The 16,376-nt window shown below is 46.2% G+C and carries 16 protein-coding genes; 12 read left to right on the top strand and 4 right to left on the bottom strand.

Annotated features, from left to right (window positions below):
• Positions 1 to 51 precede the first annotated feature (51 nt).
• The 7 genes from dnaB (at position 52) to PPRES148_RS01040 (ending at position 10,097) form a co-directional block, all read left to right on the top strand.
• Positions 52 to 1,392: a replicative DNA helicase gene (gene dnaB / locus PPRES148_RS01070; protein ID WP_149452836.1), complete on the top strand. Its 1,341-nt coding sequence runs from the start codon at positions 52 to 54 to the stop codon at positions 1,390 to 1,392.
• A gap of 35 nt (positions 1,393 to 1,427) precedes the next feature.
• Positions 1,428 to 2,756, top strand: coding sequence for an adenylosuccinate synthase (locus PPRES148_RS01065; protein ID WP_149452835.1), 1,329 nt, complete (start codon positions 1,428 to 1,430; stop codon positions 2,754 to 2,756).
• 65 nt (positions 2,757 to 2,821) lie between these two features.
• The gene (locus PPRES148_RS01060; protein WP_149452834.1) at positions 2,822 to 3,031 is read left to right on the top strand and encodes a hypothetical protein; all 210 of its coding nucleotides are present in this window, start codon (positions 2,822 to 2,824) and stop codon (positions 3,029 to 3,031) included.
• Entirely contained in the window at positions 3,021 to 3,641 is a 621-nt protein-coding gene (locus PPRES148_RS01055) for a hypothetical protein (RefSeq protein ID WP_149452833.1), read from the top strand. The genes PPRES148_RS01060 and PPRES148_RS01055 overlap by 11 nt, the downstream gene beginning before the upstream one ends.
• A 197-nt stretch (positions 3,642 to 3,838) precedes the next feature.
• On the top strand, positions 3,839 to 4,033 hold the full coding sequence (locus tag PPRES148_RS12160) for a hypothetical protein (RefSeq protein ID WP_223127894.1): 195 nt from the start codon (positions 3,839 to 3,841) through the stop codon (positions 4,031 to 4,033).
• Positions 4,034 to 5,605: 1,572 nt separating this feature from the next.
• Complete coding sequence (locus tag PPRES148_RS01045; RefSeq protein WP_149452832.1) at positions 5,606 to 6,943, top strand: IS256 family transposase; 1,338 nt, start codon at positions 5,606 to 5,608, stop codon at positions 6,941 to 6,943.
• 541 nt (positions 6,944 to 7,484) lie between these two features.
• Positions 7,485 to 10,097, top strand: coding sequence for a hypothetical protein (locus tag PPRES148_RS01040; protein ID WP_149452831.1), 2,613 nt, complete (start codon positions 7,485 to 7,487; stop codon positions 10,095 to 10,097).
• Positions 10,098 to 10,221: 124 nt separating this feature from the next.
• Here PPRES148_RS01040 and PPRES148_RS01035 read toward each other — a convergent pair whose 3' ends face one another.
• Both PPRES148_RS01035 and PPRES148_RS01030 read right to left on the bottom strand, forming a co-directional pair.
• Positions 10,222 to 10,494, bottom strand: a complete 273-nt coding sequence (locus PPRES148_RS01035; protein ID WP_149452830.1) for a transposase — start codon at positions 10,492 to 10,494, stop codon at positions 10,222 to 10,224.
• Positions 10,495 to 11,013: 519 nt separating this feature from the next.
• Positions 11,014 to 11,949 (bottom strand): transposase, encoded by a 936-nt coding sequence (locus tag PPRES148_RS01030; RefSeq protein ID WP_149452829.1) that lies wholly within the window; start codon positions 11,947 to 11,949, stop codon positions 11,014 to 11,016.
• A gap of 325 nt (positions 11,950 to 12,274) precedes the next feature.
• On the opposite strand from PPRES148_RS01030, the gene PPRES148_RS01025 reads away from it, so the two are divergent.
• The 3 genes from PPRES148_RS01025 to PPRES148_RS01020 all read left to right on the top strand — a co-directional run bounded on the left by PPRES148_RS01025 (position 12,275) and on the right by PPRES148_RS01020 (position 13,973).
• Complete coding sequence (locus PPRES148_RS01025) at positions 12,275 to 12,589, top strand: hypothetical protein (RefSeq protein ID WP_149452828.1); 315 nt, start codon at positions 12,275 to 12,277, stop codon at positions 12,587 to 12,589.
• A 125-nt stretch (positions 12,590 to 12,714) separates the two neighbouring features.
• Entirely contained in the window at positions 12,715 to 12,849 is a 135-nt protein-coding gene (locus PPRES148_RS12715; protein WP_281289886.1) for a hypothetical protein, read from the top strand.
• Positions 12,850 to 13,208: 359 nt separating this feature from the next.
• Positions 13,209 to 13,973, top strand: a complete 765-nt coding sequence (locus PPRES148_RS01020) for a hypothetical protein (protein WP_223127893.1) — start codon at positions 13,209 to 13,211, stop codon at positions 13,971 to 13,973.
• Between the two features lie 629 nt (positions 13,974 to 14,602).
• On the opposite strand, the gene PPRES148_RS01015 is transcribed toward PPRES148_RS01020, so the two are convergent.
• Entirely contained in the window at positions 14,603 to 14,896 is a 294-nt protein-coding gene (locus PPRES148_RS01015; RefSeq protein ID WP_149452826.1) for a hypothetical protein, read from the bottom strand.
• 86 nt (positions 14,897 to 14,982) lie between these two features.
• Here PPRES148_RS01015 and spoVM point away from each other — a divergent pair, with 86 nt between their 5' ends.
• On the top strand, positions 14,983 to 15,066 hold the full coding sequence (spoVM, locus tag PPRES148_RS13195) for a stage V sporulation protein SpoVM (RefSeq protein ID WP_149454172.1): 84 nt from the start codon (positions 14,983 to 14,985) through the stop codon (positions 15,064 to 15,066).
• A gap of 378 nt (positions 15,067 to 15,444) precedes the next feature.
• Here the strand turns inward: spoVM and rpmB are convergent, their stop codons facing one another.
• On the bottom strand, positions 15,445 to 15,642 hold the full coding sequence (rpmB, locus tag PPRES148_RS01005; protein WP_149452825.1) for a 50S ribosomal protein L28: 198 nt from the start codon (positions 15,640 to 15,642) through the stop codon (positions 15,445 to 15,447).
• Positions 15,643 to 15,991: 349 nt separating this feature from the next.
• On the opposite strand from rpmB, the gene PPRES148_RS01000 reads away from it, so the two are divergent.
• Complete coding sequence (locus PPRES148_RS01000) at positions 15,992 to 16,363, top strand: Asp23/Gls24 family envelope stress response protein (RefSeq protein ID WP_149452824.1); 372 nt, start codon at positions 15,992 to 15,994, stop codon at positions 16,361 to 16,363.
• Positions 16,364 to 16,376 lie beyond the last annotated feature (13 nt).

Below are 16,376 nucleotides of genomic sequence, written 5' to 3'. Positions count from 1 at the left end.
CGGACCTGTCCTTGTGGGTGAAACAGGGGGAATGAGGAAGGGGATATAGGTATGGTCGTAGCTGTGTCCGCACCGGATCGGGTTCCTCCCCATGACGTTGGGGCAGAGCAGGCGGTTTTGGGTTCCATTCTCCTTGATCCCAGTGTGTTTTCGGTTGTAGAAGATCGGTTGAAGTCGGATGATTTTTATGTAAATGCACATAAGGTATTATTCGCGGCCATGGAACGAATGGCAGCTCAGGCAAGGGCTATCGACCCCACCACACTGCTCTCCTGGTTACGGGACCGGGATCAAGTGGAGGAGGCTGGGGGTGTGGAGTACCTCTCCCAGGTGGTTGGTTGCATGCCGACAACAGCACACGTGGATCACTATGCGCGACGTGTCGAGGAGTTGGCGCTGGTTCGTCGTTTGATCGCGACAGGCACGGGGATTGTGAGATCGGCCTACGAGCCCTTTGATGATGCGACCCATTTGTTGGATACAGCCGAGCAGGCAATCATGAATTTGTCACGCCATACGGGTCGTGGGGGATTGGTGCCCCTGCATGAAGTTCTCGTTACGTCCTATGCACAGATCGAGGAGCTCCAGGAGGATCCCATGGGCTTACGTGGGACGCCAACAGGATTCATTGATCTTGATCAAATGGTTTCGGGTCTGAAGGTTTCTGATTTGTTGGTATTGGCAGCGCGACCCAGCATGGGAAAAACGGCATTGGCTCTCAATGTGGCACAGAATGTGGCGGTTCGCTCCGGTAAGACGGTAGCCATTTTTACGTTGGAGATGTCGGCTCCTCAACTGGCTCTCCGAATGTTGTCGGCCGAGGGAACCATTGATGCAGGTGTTTTTCGAACAGGGAAGCTGACGGATGAGGACTGGGTGAAACTGGCGATGGCAATCGGTGTGCTTTCGGAGGCACCCGTATTCATTGATGATACGCCTGGGGTGACGGTTTTCGATATCCGTGCCAAGTTACGTCGTTTGCAGGCAAAGCGTGGTGTCGATTTGGTCATCATCGATTATTTGCAACTCATTACTGGGCGTGGTGGTGATAATCGCCAACAAGAAATTTCTGAGATTTCGCGCTCTTTGAAACTCATGGCGCGGGAATTCAATGTCCCCGTTATGGCACTTTCGCAATTATCGAGGGCGGTGGAGCAACGACAGAATAAGCATCCCATGTTATCTGATTTGCGGGAATCAGGCTCCATCGAGCAGGATGCGGATATTGTGGCTTTTTTATATCGAGAGGACTACTACGATCCCGATACGGAAAGGAAAAATATTGTTGAAATTATCATTGGTAAGCAGCGGAATGGTCCTACGGGGATGATAGAGCTGTTATTTTTAAAAAAATACAATAAATTTCTCAGCTTGGAGACCTCGCATTCCTAGGTGGGTGTCCAGCTGATAAGGATGTGCTTTTTTTGGTGACAACCGTGGCTGTTGTGGGGATGCAGTGGGGTGATGAGGGTAAGGGCAAGATTACGGATTTTCTGGCACAGCATGCGGAGATGGTGGTACGTTGTCAGGGAGGGAACAACGCGGGACATACGGTACATACACCGGATGGTATGTATAAATTACATCTCTTGCCGGCAGGGGTCCTCCATTCCCGTGTGCGGTGTTTGATTGGTAATGGTGTAGTTTTGGACCCGTTGGCTCTTGTGGAGGAAATCATGATTATGGAGGGAGCACTGGGTAAGCCCATCGACAACCTGTTCATTTCGGAACGTGCGCATTTGATTTTGTCTACCCATTGTTGGATGGACAGCGCGGAGGAGAAAATTCGTTCCCAGGATCGGATTGGGACTACAGGGCGGGGTATTGGTCCTGCCTATGGTGATAAGGTGGCTCGGGTTGGATTGCGTGCGGCGGATATGCAAGATGTGGATTCTTTTCTCCAGAAGTTGAGGATAGCCTGGCAGACACACGTGGCAAAGCAGTCCCTGTATGGTTGTTCAGCCCCCCCCCCTGTGTTGGATGATAGGGTGGAAGAGGCGTACCGGCAAGCAGCGCATCGTTTGTCCCCCCATTTGACTGATGTTTCTTGGTTGCTTCACCAGGGGCTCAAGGAGGGGAGGGATATTCTCTTTGAGGGGGCCCAGGGTGCGATGTTGGATTTGGACCATGGTACGTATCCCTTTGTGACCTCATCGCATCCATCCGTCGGTGGTATTTGTGTAGGTGCTGGGGTGGGGCTACAATGCATTCAGCGCGTGTTGGGGGTAGTGAAGGCCTATACCACACGGGTAGGGGACGGGCCCTTTCCTACGGAGCTGCAGGGGGGGATTGCAGAACATATCCGTGAGGTGGGTAAGGAGTATGGGGCCACTACGGGGAGACCACGTCGTGTGGGCTGGTTTGATGCGTTTGCTGCACAACATGCCTGTCGTGTCAATGGTATCACGGATTTGGCCGTTCATTGTTTGGATGTGTTGACAGGTTTGGATGAGATCGGTATTTGTGTGGGTTATGGGCAGAGGGGCCGTTCCCTAGTTTCGTATCCTGCTCGTTGTGAGCAAATTGCGGAGTGTGAGCCTGTTTATGAGATGTGGCCTGGTTGGCATGAACCCATTGATCAGGCTCGTTCACTTGCAGAGTTACCGGTGGCTGCACAGCGCTATTTGGGACGTTTATCGGAGTTGCTACAGGTCCCCTTGACTACGCTGTCAGTGGGTTCGTACCGTGAAGCGACCTTGGTATTGCGTCCCTTATTCTCCTCTATGGATCCCCTATTCTCTCCTGTGGAGGGATGATAGGGGGTTTCTTTTTTTGCCGTTGTTCTGATGGGAGGCGCTACGATGGGCGTAGAAGGGAAGGGATGGAGGTAGGGTACTTCGAACCGACCGGTGGGTGGTGGGGTCTGAACGGTTCTAGCGTGGCTGATGGTAGGAGCATAAGTGGTGAGCGTCTACGGATGTTTTACAATATCGTTTATCAACATGTTACAATGATTCCCATGGTGGTAATTTATTGTTATAAACACCATAGTATATACTATAAAGGGAGTTGTTGTTTGAATGGTGCATAGGTACAGAAAGAATCCGATTTTGAAACTGGTTGTGTTATTTGCTGCAGGTGGTATGACTGTGGTGTCTTCACCTTTTACGTTAGCGGAAGGTGTAGATGGGGGACAGGCAGAACCAGCAGTGGGAGGGAAGCAGCCACAGCAGGTGGCACCCGTAGCAGTAGGGGAGAAGCAGGTGGTACCCTCCTCAGAGGGAGCAGAGCAGCAGCACCATCGGGCGGTACCAGCAGAAGGAGGGCGACAGCAGGCGGCATCGGTGGTAAGAGAACAGAGGGATGGGCAGCGGAGACAGGAGCGGTACCGGGCGGATGAAAATATACGGATATTGCAAGGTTTGAAGGATGAGCTTATGGATGAGGCTAGAAAGAGGGGACCTAAGGGGGTAGGTTTGGGGATTGTTTCTGATGATGATAAAGCTGAAGTACTTTTTCGTTTGATCCGTGAGGTTAAAGATATTAAAAATAGAATGGGAATACCAACCGAGCAATTTGCAGATTTTTGGGATCATGAGATAAAAAAAGCATCAAACGATAAGAGTTCTGAGCGTCTTCGGTCAGTGAATCAAATTGCTGAGAAACTGTTTGCTGAGAAGTCGTTAGGGGCTGGAACATAGGGGGATTAGGAAAAAAGGAGAAGATAGATGGGTAAGAGGATTCTATTGTTCCTTTCCCCGGCAAGAAGACATAGGGGATCGTTCCCTTTTTTCTGTAGGTAGCCTTTGGAATAGTAGGATCTGTCCTTGAAGGGGACAGGTCTTTTATTTTTTTATGAAATAAGGAGTAAGGGACTATTGCAGGGAGACCACGTTGTGTGGGCTGGTTCGATGCGTTTGCCACACAACATGTCTGTCGTGTCCATGGTGTAACGGATTGGGTTGTTCATTATTTGGGAGAGTGGCTAACGACAGGAGGATACATTCGATCAGACCCACTCACTTGCAGAGTTACCGGCCGGTGGTGGTTGTACAGTGCGGAGGGGGCTATTTTCGCACCCCTCATGAGGTAAGGGGGCAGCCGCGGAACGTTTCATCGATATACACACGATCGGATAGGACGAGGCGGAAGGAAAATCTCCGTAAAAAAGGGGTGAGTTGGGTGAGGATGGAAAGATCAATCGGTGCCCTGTTGGCAGGACTACCGATTCATCCACATACCAACCTGGGAAGAATGGCAAAGATAAGATGGTAGCCCACTTCCATGAGGGAACCTGTGAGGGATGCAAATTTGCCGGGTAATGTGCTGCTAAACTCCTAAAGAGAGATGGGGAAGGTTCCCGCGTACCACGGATAAGTCTTATTCAACAGCAAAACAACGGGACAAAACGGGAGTACAAGGGGGAGGGTAATCATCGTGCGGCTGCAGAGGACTGGTTTTTCATATAGAGGAGAATCGTTTTCAGGCTGCCAAGATGAAGGTACGCGGTAAGATAGGGGTGACACGGGCCATGATGGCAAAGGGATCAGCTTATTATTGATCCCAGATCGCTTGTTATCTTGTTATCTGCAGAAGAGGATCTGGGGGAGGATTGAAATAGGAACGATCCACTATGATTGTAGGGGTTCAAAAAAATAGACGATAGTAATAAGGTTTAACATGCTATAGATGTTTACATAGACTTTTTTATATTAATTAACAATGAAATATTTTATTAAACATATTGTTTAATTTTATCTAAATATTATAATTAGTTTTATACTATTTTTCGCGGTAGCATCATGCTTTACCAGGTCATATCCCACTTTCCGCTGTAAGATTCAAGAGCGGGTAGTCTGTGGTCCCTAAAAATTCCCTATTTGCGTCTTTTCGATTAACAATTGTTTTTATGTTTTTAATAAATAGATAGAAATTTATTGTTAAATCATATTGTAAATAGCACAAAAGGCGTTATAGGGGTGCTTTTTCTCGGAATCGTGGTTAGATATATCTTCAGAATAATTTTATTTTAATCAGGGGGTTCCCTCTGGAGGAATCCATAGGTCAGCAAAACGTCCCTCCTACACGAAACGGGAATCTCAGTAGAACCTAAAGCTCTCCCTCCCCCTGTTTTTGGTCTCTGTTTTTGCCTTTAGTCCCTTGATCTTTTGTTTTGATTCCCTTGTGTTTTTGTTCTTTTCCCCTTGCCCCCTGGCCTAGGCCAGGGGGTTTTCGCGCCCCTACCCCTCCTCCCCCCAACTCACCATTGTTGTTTGTGTTGGCCTGGCCCATTGTGTAATGGCGCCTGGCTTCTCCATCGTGGGGGCTCCAGAATGGCGCTGCTGCATGGCCTTCCTTTATCCCTCTCCCTTGTGGGGAAGGGGGGTTCTTCTATGACTGTCGTTGCCCTTATGTAGCCCTATGCGACCCTATAGTCCTTCTCACTTTTACATACGCAATTCCCGCTATTGCCCTTGGGAAACAGTCGATCCTCTACTCAAAAACTCTGTTCCATGATCCCTTCTGGATCCTCCGCGATATGCATGATGATCAACAGGGTTAGGTGAGATAAAAAAGGGAAATACAAGACAAGAGTGGGGAAATGTATAGAGGACAACCGCTTGGTTTCTGAAATGAAAAACTTAATATAGGAAAGGTTGGTTTTATGATTCCAATTGACTTGGATATAGACAGAATGGAAAAAAGGATAGAAGAACGTATACAACATTACGAACAGAAAGGATTATCGCTTCAGGAATCCATCCCCCATGTAGTGGAAGAGATCGAGGAAGATTCTGAATGGGCTCCTGGTCCCATGGGGAGGGCTTATACTTTTATAGCCAATTATCAGTTTAAAAAACAAATTTTAGGTGGCCGGGAGAAACACCAAAGGGGTCCCGATTTCCCAAAAGTAGACCGAAATGGTTATAAAAAACGTAAAAAAAGCACCAGCAAAGGAATTGTGGTTTACTATGACCCCCAGCCAAGGAAAGGGCATTTCCGATCTGCGGTTACTAAACCCTACAAAAAATATACGAAGTCGTGTATAGATATTCTTTCCTCCTTACGTAAGGCCGGTATGTCCATAAAAAAAATATCCGAATTGTCGAATGATATTCTGCGATCAAAAATCTCACGCTCCACTGTGTCAAGATTACTTATGGGACATCTAAAGGAAGAGAATAGAGGATTCAATGAGGAACCCATAAGAAACCCGCATGAAATTAGGACCGTAAAGGTGGATGCTTACTACAAACCCGTTCGTGGATTCGGGAAAGTAGCTGTCTATGTCATAAAAGCGAGTAGGAAAAATACATCAGGGATAAAAACAGATGAGGTTTTATCAAGTTTGGTAAATCCCCCCGAAACAGCTGAAACTTGGTATGAAGCCCTCCAAAATGTTTACGACCGTGGTTTACGGATGGGTCCTGATACCCTTTTCATTGCTGATGGTCATAAGGGAATCAGAAAGGCGCTAAGCCAAGTATATCCCGAAGCAGGTTTTCAAGGGTGTCAATTCCACAAAATGGTGAATCTTTACCAGGCCTTCAGAAAGGATAGACCGAGAAAAAAAGGAGTGAAGTGGGAACCCATCCGAAGCCGGATTTATCAAGACATTTTTCATGTTCTTGACAAAAAAGAAGCCCTTCATGGCTTGATACGCTTTAGTGATGACTATCAATCCAAGTTGCCCAAGCTCGTTGAAGGTCTATGGGCTTCCTTTGATGATGTGACAACGTATCTCGATTACGACCTAGCGGATGCTGTTCAAAATCGTACAACGGGTTCCTTAGAGAGAAATCACAGAGAGGCCAGACGTTATACGAATGGAGTGAGCTGTTATCCTACCCTTGATTCATTCCAAAGGGTGATTGATTCCGTGTATAAAAATTTCAACTTAGAGCAGGCAAAGAAACTTAGTGGGATGGATAATCACTCTGTGTCCGCATGGGGACTGGGAGAATTCGCTATCCCTGCCATGTATCCCCTATCTTCACACTAAAAAAAGAATATTCTTACATTTATTTTCAGGAAAACCAAACTACCCTGGGTATGGGTATGGCTTCCATTTTTTTACATAGTTGCCATTTACAGTAATTTTTTATGTTTTATCATAATTTTTAAATTATTGTGTAATTTTAACTTTTATTATGTATGTCAATGGTTATAATTCATTACGATGATATGATTTCCGAAGGATGGGGAACCCAAGAAAGTCAACCAGGGGGAGATTACAACCGAAAAAGGGATATCACCCTTTACCACCGTTTATCAACATGCTACAATGACTTCGGTGGTGGTAATTTATTGCTATGAACGCAATTTATGTCATACCATCCTGATGGGATGCGCCAGGCTAGGTGCAGAGGGGATAACGTGTTCCGAACTATTCTAGCTCGGTTGGTGATAGGGGTATAGGTCATAGGCAGAGCTATGAATGTTTTGTTATTGTTTATCAACGTGCTATGGTGACCCTCGCAGTGGTAGTTTATTGCTGTAAATACCATAATATATATTTAGATTAGGAGTGTGTATATTTAAAAATGTTGCCTAAATACAGAAAAAACTCAACTTCAAAACTGGCCGTGTTACTTGTTACAGGTGGTATGATTTCGTTGTCTTCACCCCTTGTATCAGTAGCAGAAGAAGCAGAAGAGAGAGGTCAGAAGCAACAGCAGGCGGAACCAGCACCGGAACCGGCACCAGTACTGGCAGGAGGTGGAGCATCAACGTCAGCAGGCGGCGCGGATCTTGTGCCTGCGTTGAGTAGTGCAGCATCGGGTGTGAAAGCACTGTTGGAGGATAAGCAGCAGCAGGTGGCAACCCATGCGGGAGAGCAATCAAAAACAGAAAACCAGGATCTTGTGCCTGCGTTGAGTAGTGCGGCATCGGGTGTGAAAGCACTGTTGGAGGATAAGCAGCAGGTGGCAACCCATGCGGAAGAGCAATCAAAAGCAGAAAATCAGGATCTTGTGCCTGCGTTGAGTAGTGTAGCATCAGGTGTGAAAGCACTGTTGGAGGATAAGCAGCAGCAGGTGGCAACCCATGCGGGAGAGCAATCAAAAACAGAAAACCAGGATCTTGTGCCTGCGTTGAGTAGTGCGGCATCGGGTGTGAAAGCACTGTTGGAGGATAAGCAGCAGGTGGCAACCCATGCGGAAGAGCAATCAAAAGCAGAAAATCAGGATCTTGTGCCTGCGTTGAGTAGTGTAGCATCGGGTGTGAAAGCACTGTTGGAGGATAAGCAGCAGCAGGTGGCAACCCATGCGGGAGAGCAATCAAAAACAGAAAACCAGGATCTTGTGCCTGCGTTGAGTAGTGCGGCATCGGGTGTGAAAGCACTGTTGGAGGATAAGCAGCAGCAGGTGGCAACCCATGCGGGAGAGCAATCAAAAACAGAAAACCAGGATCTTGTGCCTGCGTTGAGTAGTGCGGCATCGGGTGTGAAAGCACTGTTGGAGGATAAGCAGCAGCAGGTGGCAACCCATGCGGGAGAGCAATCAAAAACAGAAAACCAGGATCTTGTGCCTGCGTTGAGTAGTGCGGCATCGGGTGTGAAAGCACTGTTGGAGGATAAGCAGCAGGTGGCAACCCATGCGGAAGAGCAATCAAAAGCAGAAAATCAGGATCTTGTGCCTGCGTTGAGTAGTGTAGCATCGGGTGTGAAAGCACTGTTGGAGGATAAGCAGCAGCAGGTGGCAACCCATGCGGGAGAGCAATCAAAAACAGAAAACCAGGATCTTGTGCCTGCGTTGAGTAGTGTAGCATCGGGTGTGAAAGCACTGTTGGAGGATAAGCAGCAGCAGGTGACAACCCATGCGGGAGAGCAATCAAAAACAGAAAACCAGGATCTTGTGCCTGCGTTGAGTAGTGTAGCATCGGGTGTGAAAGCACTGTTGGAGGATAAGCAGCAGCAGGTGGCAACCCATGCGGGAGAGCAATCAAAAACAGAAAACCAGGATCTTGTGCCTGCGTTGAGTAGTGCGGCATCGGGTGTGAAAGCACTGTTGGAGGATAAGCAGCAGCAGGTGGCAACCCATGCGGAAGAGCAATCAAAAGCAGAAAATCAGGATCTTGTGCCTGCGTTGAGTAGTGCGGCATCGGGTGTGAAAGCACTGTTGGAGGATAAGCAGCAGGTGGCAACCCATGCGGAAGAGCAATCAAAAGCAGAAAATCAGGATCTTGTGCCTGCGTTGAGTAGTGCGGCATCGGGTGTGAAAGCACTGTTGGAGGATAAGCAGCAGGTGGCAACCCATGCGGGAGAGCAATCAAAAACAGAAAATCAGGATCTTGTGCCTGCGTTGAGTAGTGCGGCATCGGGTGTGAAAGCACTGTTGGAGGATAAGCAGCAGGTGGCAACCCATGCGGAAGAGCAATCAAAAGCAGAAAATCAGGATCTTGTGCCTGCGTTGAGTAGTGTAGCATCGGGTGCGAAAGCACTGTTGGAGGATAAGCAGCAGGTGGCAACCCATGCGGGAGAGCAATCAAAAACAGAAGCAGGTGAAGACACGGCAGGACAAAATCTGGGGTATCATCGTCAGCAATGGAGGAAAATGGCATCAGAGATAGTAAGTGAGTTCATTGAGGGGATTAATAAAGATACTGTTGAATATAAAAATCTTTCTAAGAAGGGTCGTTTTGGAGTTTTAGCTGAAAATATGAGTGGTAAAAAGGAAAATGTAATAGAAAAAATACTAAAAAAGTGGGGATATAGTAGTACGAAAGAAATAGATGAGATACTAGAAAGACGAGAACTTTTGGAGGAGCTGAAAGCCAGACTGTCTGAGATTAATGATGCGATACAGAGAAATGAAGAGGCTAAGGCTAGAGGGAGTGCGGTAAATAGAAATGCCGAAAGGGAGAAAGTGCTTTATTTACTTAATGAGGTGAGAGCGATTAATGAAAAGGGGAGGCAAGCTAAGGCATATGAAGATGAGATTAATCAATTTAAAACAGATGGGATATATAATTTAAGAATTCTTCAAATGATAGGTATCATAGGACCTACTGATACTGAGGAAACTGAGGAAGTTAAAGAAACTGAGGAAGTTAAAGAAACTGAGGAGATGGACGAAATGCTACTAGAGGAAATAAAGGAATTGTGGGGTGTTGAAAGTATAGATATATTATTTTCTTCCGTTCCTGGCCGAACCTAACTGATAGATTGGTTGCATCCTAAATTTGGTGTCTGGGCTCCTTCGGGGGCCCTTTGGTTGCGTCCGATCAAGTGCGTAAATTATCCGGGGGGTTGTTTATGTCTAAGATGGGTCTCCGCTTCCATCAACCAATTTCCAATTCTTTACTGCCCAGGAGTCTCTTTAAATTATCAATCTCCTTCTGCAGAAACCGGAAGGACGAGGAATTCATCGGACGATGACCCTTCGAGGAGGAGAATGAGCTGGCTAATACGCCCTCCCTGTCCTCCTTTATCCAACGGTTAATCGTGCTAACAGCAAGGTCGTGCTGTCTAGATACCTGGACAACATGTTGCCCACCCCTGACCTGTTCAATTGCCTTCTGCTTGAATTCCAACGAAAATTTTCTCCGTGCCATTTCCGTGTTCACCCCTTACGGGGAACCAGCTCCCATTATACCCACTTGGACCTATTATAACAGGGGGCTTAATAGTCACAAACCAGTAAGCTTTCTCCAAATGGGACCAAGAGGAAGTATACTCAAAAACCCTTTTTACGAAGGCTCTCACCTGTGAATCCATGGTTTCCCAACAACGGTTTTTCAAGGCCCCACGGATTGCCTGCTTTATTTTTAAAAAACAATTCTTTTTCTTGTTTTTAGGCATATTTTTGTATCCTGATATGAGGTGTTCATACATATTGAGAATATATGATATGCATTCATCAACATCATCTTTAGATAACATAGATTTTTCATACTGTTCCCGAAAACGGGAGCGGGTTTTCTCTATTTTCTCGTATTGGAGTTTGAGGTCAGGAAAGTATTTGAGTAGCTCCTGCAGCGCCAGTTCATCCTGGGGAGGGGGCTGTTCGCACCCCTCATAACGGCAGCTGGTTTCAGCTCAAGCAATTTCGGGTGGAACTCCTTGATATTCTTTTAAAGTTCCTCTTGACTTCTCCCCTTGATCACGGCCAATACGGTCTTATGAATTGGATCATGAAAGAGGGTTACGTACTCATTCCCTTTACGTATGGCGGTATCATCGATGCAAATGATACCATATGTACACAGGGCACAGAGCCGTTTCAGCTCCTGAGGGGATAACACCACACCTCTCCCTTCTTCATCGTACATAATGATATTTTTCTGATTACGATACATCAGCGGGAGTTCGTCCGAACTATCAATTTTATCAAGATCTGTTGATTTTACTATATTTTTGTTCCCTGTCTCGATGATCAAATGCAAAAGTTTTTGCATTTTTTCTGGACTGACTTCCCGGTTTTGATATCTTTTCAGGGCCTCCTCTTCCAGCTTCTGTCCCTGTTCAGGAAGGGATCCCTCAAACAGCATTCCATAAGCCGTCTTCTCTGGGATCCCATGATACCTCGCAGAAGCTTTTGCTGTCGAAACGCTTGCCATATCGGCAACTGATTTTTTACATGCCTTTGTGTACGTGTTCTTAGGTTCAATTATGGAATACACATGGGTAATATCTTCTTTCCCGCACACCGGGCACTCCCATCTCTGTGTACGCATAATCGATAAACAAACCCAGTCATTGATGATTCCGTTTTTTATAATTCTGGGTTTATCCTGAAAACCGGCTTTGTTTACCCGGTATCCCGTTTCCGCCAGACAACACCCGCAGGCAGCACACTTTGTTTCAGGTGAGGGTTGCTTTGCGCGGGATTCAAGTATGGTTAGTGACACCCTCTTCCCAACAGGTCCGTGCTTTTCCGGGAGGTGTGCTTCCACCAAACCTATCACCTCTACCTCGGATATCCCATGAGCGGGGAGGGAAATGCCGGGTTTTGTTATATTGTGATTGAACTCCCTTATTGCTACCGCATCCTTCAAATTTTGGGGCATGGGTCTCATGAGCGGCTTGAGCGCTTATATGGATGCTTTACTATTGTTTATCAACATGCCGTAGTAGTCCTGTGGTTGTGATTTATTGTTTATGAATGCCATTCATAGCTATCCCGACTGGATGCGTCAAGCTAGGCGCAGAAGGGGGGTGGTGTTGTGTTCCGAACTATTCTTTAGTGTGGTTTATGCTAGGGGCATAGGTCGCGTAAGCGGGCTATGGATGTTTTGTTATTGTTGATCAATGTGCTATAGTGACCTTTACAGTGGCAGTTTATTATTGTAAATATCATAAATATAATAGCAAGTCAGGAGTTGTGTATCTAAGATGTTGCCTAAATACAGAATAAATTTAATTTCGAAACTGGCTGTGTTGCTCGTTACAGGTGGTATGATTGCGGTGTCTTCACCCTTCACATTAGCGGAAGACGGAGGAAATACCCTTGGCCAGGGGTCATTAGTAGGCAGTTTAGCTGATGGTGCTTCTTCAGTAGCAGCAGAAGAAGCTAAGCCGGACACAGAGATCTTAGGGAACCCAGTGAGCAGCCATGATCTGTGGATGGAGCAGCAGGAGAAGGAGCAGCAGCGGCTAAGCGAGTGGCAGAGGCAGATGGAGGAACGGCAGCAGCCGAAGTTCCTGTGAAAGTGATTCGATGGCAAAGGCGGGTGACTCATCTAACTAGGGTCAGAAAACCGTAATTTGGTGGGGGGACCTGGAAACAGGTGTAGAGCCCCACGGCCAGAATTTCTGATCATGGTTTTGGGGGCATGAGGGGACGTAAAGCCAAGTTTTTTAATCAGATCGGGATCATGGAAAGGGGTCTTAGTCCTAATCCAATGGGTCCATGGCGATCATTCAAAACGCAGTGTCTTCAGCAGTACAACAAGGACGTTCATTCGTAAAGTGCCTATGGTAAAAGGACCATTTCTCTTGAGGGTGAATAACTCCGAAAAATGTTGCAGAAACAAGGAATGTCATGAACCCGATGGGCTATTATGTATTGATATTTTTTCGATATGAACGTATGGGTTATGTGGTTTCCATTCCCCTGCGGAGGTAAATTAATGAAAAATACAAATGAAATGTTGCATGGATATAAATTTTTTATCTTTGGTTTTTTAGGTTTTTTTTCCATTCTATGATGGTTTTTCACTCCTTTTCTTATATTGCCCTTGAATTAGATTTTTCAAACTTTATTCCAGAAGAAACTATATCGGGTGTAGAAATAGAGTGCGCGTTGATTCTAGGTGTTAGCTTATCCTTGTATTTTTCGTCTTGGTTGGCACCCCGATCTGTACGTTTAAAAAATTTCCAAGAACATGTTCGTTGTTTCAATAAGGATCTTGTGAATTTGCGAACTTATCGAAAAAAATGCAATCAAATTGTACAGGAAAAGGGTATTGCTGCTTGGTTGTGGTATATAGCTCCTTGGTTGGGTATGTGTTGGTTTTTAGTGACTTTGGGTGGGTTTTGGGTGGTGTGGCGATCACCATGGTTGCTGACGCTGGGCATCATAGGTTGGTGTTTCAGTTTTTTGTGGAGAGTATACTGTTTGCAGCGTTGGCGTATGGCAATAGTGTGTACTATGGATACTAAGTTCGTTTGGAGGGTGGTTCTCTGTTTCCTCTCCTCTTATGTGGTTTTGTGTCATGGTTCCTATTTACTTCTTTTGTTTGCGAAAGAGGGAGGTTTTTCTGAAGGATATCAGTCTATATTAATGGCCATAGTCTTAACTCTTTACACTGCGGTTGCGATTGGTCATAGCGTGAGTGCATGGCCAGCATGGGCCCATATTTTGCTAGGTAAACATTTGCCTTATCGAGATCGCAGCGGTAATTCGCTCTATTTTCTTCGGGATATTTTTAAGTTCAAGTATTGTATTGACTACGGTAGTTTTTCTAGTTTTTACTTGTCGTGGTCCCCTGATTTGCGTTGGCAAAAACAGATCCATATGAGGATCTTGATGATATTCATTCCGATGTTTATTATTATGTTTTATTTATATATTAAAATTTTCAGATACTAGTCTCCTTCAGTGGCAGCATCCGAACGGGTATGTGTATTTTCCGGGGGGGATTTTTAGTCCCACTTTTTTGCCTCCTTGGGTGACTTTTTCCTATATTTTTTTAAGCATAATTATCTTATTAATTTGTATAGATAGAAAAATTCGTTCCTGTCCTCTGGTCCCCTCTCGTCCATTTTTATTATGAATCCTATAGGGATTGGGAAAAGTCTATTCTTACTTTACCAAATTTTCGATCTAAATCGCAAAAACACACGATTCCATACTACTTCTGCTTTCTTCCCAATCCCTATGGTTCATGCTGTCTTCTGGTCCGGATCTGTTGGGCATCTGTGGAATCAGATTTTCAAAAATCTTTGTCCATGCGAGGGTTTACCATCCGTTTCCTTGATAGGTTACCGACGCCATTCTAGCCCCAGGATAAGCCATTCGTATGAATTGATCCCGCCCATAATCGCATTCCCATCAGGGCCGTAAGTAGGTCCGTCCCCTTGGTTCATTCCGATGTAGTACATCGGCATCGGTTTGGACGTAGATCTCGTTGATCTCTCTGATTTCCACCAGACACAGAATCATGCCCTGCCTTCCCCCAGCCCGCGCTCACTACCAGGGGCCCTTTTACCCCAGCGGTGCTAGGCAGTTTGAAACCTACCACCTACCAGTCCGTTCCGAAGGGCCCCTATCTCTTGTACAACCCCTTGACATACAGGTACGCGATGGAATGCCACCTGTGGTTCATGGGGGGATATGCTGTTTTCCCCTGTTGGTTCCAGGTACTGATTCCGTGTCCCTATGAATAGAATGTAAGATGAATTCTGTGGTTTCGTTTTACAGTGGAGCAAGCACGCGGGGCGTATGTACGGAATAGGATGCGATGCGAGTCCCCCCGAACCAAGAATCTCGTCGGTGGGAGTTTTGCATCCCATGTATAGGGGCCACCACGGGTGGGACGAATCTGCTCCCCTCTGGTCATAGGAATCTGTATTCGATTGCAGGAAAGGAATGAGGTAGGATGAGGTTTTATACCTTCAAGGTCCCTAGACTGATCGGCGGTCTGATTAGGGCGCTTTTGAGTTCACGGAGGAAAAAGCATTAGTGTTAGAAAAATTCAGTTGTAGTCGCCGGCTGTGCCGAAGGTCTCACATTCAGCACAGACTGGTGTTCTTTTTTATTTCATAATAATCATTAAAAATAACTATTTTTATAAACTTTCTGTATTCATATTTTCTACATAATGGTAGTTTGGGCGGGTATACGAGAGAGGGCCACTATGGTTCCACGTGTTTGTGATCTGGGTAGCCAACCCATTCTATTTTGACTTGGGGTAAACGGAGCATGTATTTTTTATAGTAGGGACAGGGGGCGGGGGAATATCCTTTTAAAAGCAACAGGGTAACAAGCCTGCAAAAAAGGAATGCTATCTCTATCCTAAGGGTGGGTGAGGTAGCATTCCCCTTTTTCGTTTCTTCAGAACTTATCGTGTCTTGGCAGCTTTCTCGATCAGGCCAGATCGGATGGCGCGTGTACTTACCAGAATACGCTTACGGCGCGTACCGTCCCAAACTCGGACTGGTTGTAGATTGACCTTGAAGGTGCGCTTACTCTTTCTGTTGGAGTGACTGATCTTATGGCCCATTCTTTGGCGTTTTCCTGTTACATGACAACGTGCCATGGTTCTCTGCCCCCCTCCTTCTGGAGAATCTCACATTGGTTGATTTGTTGAATCCCATGATTTTTCACCCAACAAAAAACAGGCCCATCCAGTACTGGATTGGGAGTTGTTATAATACATATGCGGAGAATTTCCTGACCCGAACCCCAGACATTGTAGCATAGATCGGTAAGGGGCAACAAGACACGCGATCGAGGGGCCATAATGGTGGAGTGCCTTGCGATTGGTATGTGGATCCCCCCTACAAGTGGTATCGCTCATCATAAGTTGACTTTTCTTCCCAATCGGGCTGGTGTACAATGGAGATAAGCTCGAGTGCGCGTGGAGTTTGGGACGGGGGGTAATCTAGATGAGCCTCGAAGTATCAACCGAATTAGGACGAATCGAAGTGTCTAGTGATGTGATTGCTACCATAGCCGGAGCTGCGGCTATGGATTGCTATGGGTTAGTAGGTATGGCCTCCCTCAGCCATCTCAGGGACGGGATTACGGAGTTGTTGGGTCAGGAAAACCTCAGTAGGGGGATAGAGGTCCGTACAGAGGATGGTGAGCTTTGCGTCAATATGCATGTCATTGTGGGGTATGGGACCAAAATTTCCGAAGTAGCTCATAACATTCAATCCAAGGTGGTATATACACTCGATCAAATGGTAGGCGTAAAGGCAGGTCAGGTCAACATTTATGTACAGGGTGTTCGCCCGGGTCATAATGAGGAGCGCTAGCATGAAGAGAAAG

This window comes from Pasteuria penetrans (assembly GCF_900538055.1).
GTDB lineage: Bacteria > Bacillota > Bacilli > Thermoactinomycetales > Thermoactinomycetaceae > Pasteuria > Pasteuria penetrans.
This window is presented reverse-complemented; position numbering and strand designations above follow the sequence as displayed.

Coding starts and splice junctions, on each gene's coding strand:
- PPRES148_RS01000 (WP_149452824.1), top strand. CDS start 15,992: ATGAGCCTCGAAGTATCAACCGAATTAGGACGAATCGAAGTGTCTAGT.
- spoVM (WP_149454172.1), top strand. CDS start 14,983: ATGAGGTTTTATACCTTCAAGGTCCCTAGACTGATCGGCGGTCTGATT.
- PPRES148_RS01015 (WP_149452826.1), bottom strand. CDS start 14,896: ATGGGATGCAAAACTCCCACCGACGAGATTCTTGGTTCGGGGGGACTC.
- dnaB (WP_149452836.1), top strand. CDS start 52: ATGGTCGTAGCTGTGTCCGCACCGGATCGGGTTCCTCCCCATGACGTT.
- PPRES148_RS01040 (WP_149452831.1), top strand. CDS start 7,485: ATGTTGCCTAAATACAGAAAAAACTCAACTTCAAAACTGGCCGTGTTA.
- PPRES148_RS01055 (WP_149452833.1), top strand. CDS start 3,021: ATGGTGCATAGGTACAGAAAGAATCCGATTTTGAAACTGGTTGTGTTA.
- PPRES148_RS01035 (WP_149452830.1), bottom strand. CDS start 10,494: ATGGCACGGAGAAAATTTTCGTTGGAATTCAAGCAGAAGGCAATTGAA.
- rpmB (WP_149452825.1), bottom strand. CDS start 15,642: ATGGCACGTTGTCATGTAACAGGAAAACGCCAAAGAATGGGCCATAAG.
- PPRES148_RS01060 (WP_149452834.1), top strand. CDS start 2,822: ATGGAGGTAGGGTACTTCGAACCGACCGGTGGGTGGTGGGGTCTGAAC.
- PPRES148_RS12715 (WP_281289886.1), top strand. CDS start 12,715: ATGAGGGGACGTAAAGCCAAGTTTTTTAATCAGATCGGGATCATGGAA.
- PPRES148_RS01045 (WP_149452832.1), top strand. CDS start 5,606: ATGATTCCAATTGACTTGGATATAGACAGAATGGAAAAAAGGATAGAA.
- PPRES148_RS01025 (WP_149452828.1), top strand. CDS start 12,275: ATGTTGCCTAAATACAGAATAAATTTAATTTCGAAACTGGCTGTGTTG.
- PPRES148_RS01030 (WP_149452829.1), bottom strand. CDS start 11,949: ATGCCCCAAAATTTGAAGGATGCGGTAGCAATAAGGGAGTTCAATCAC.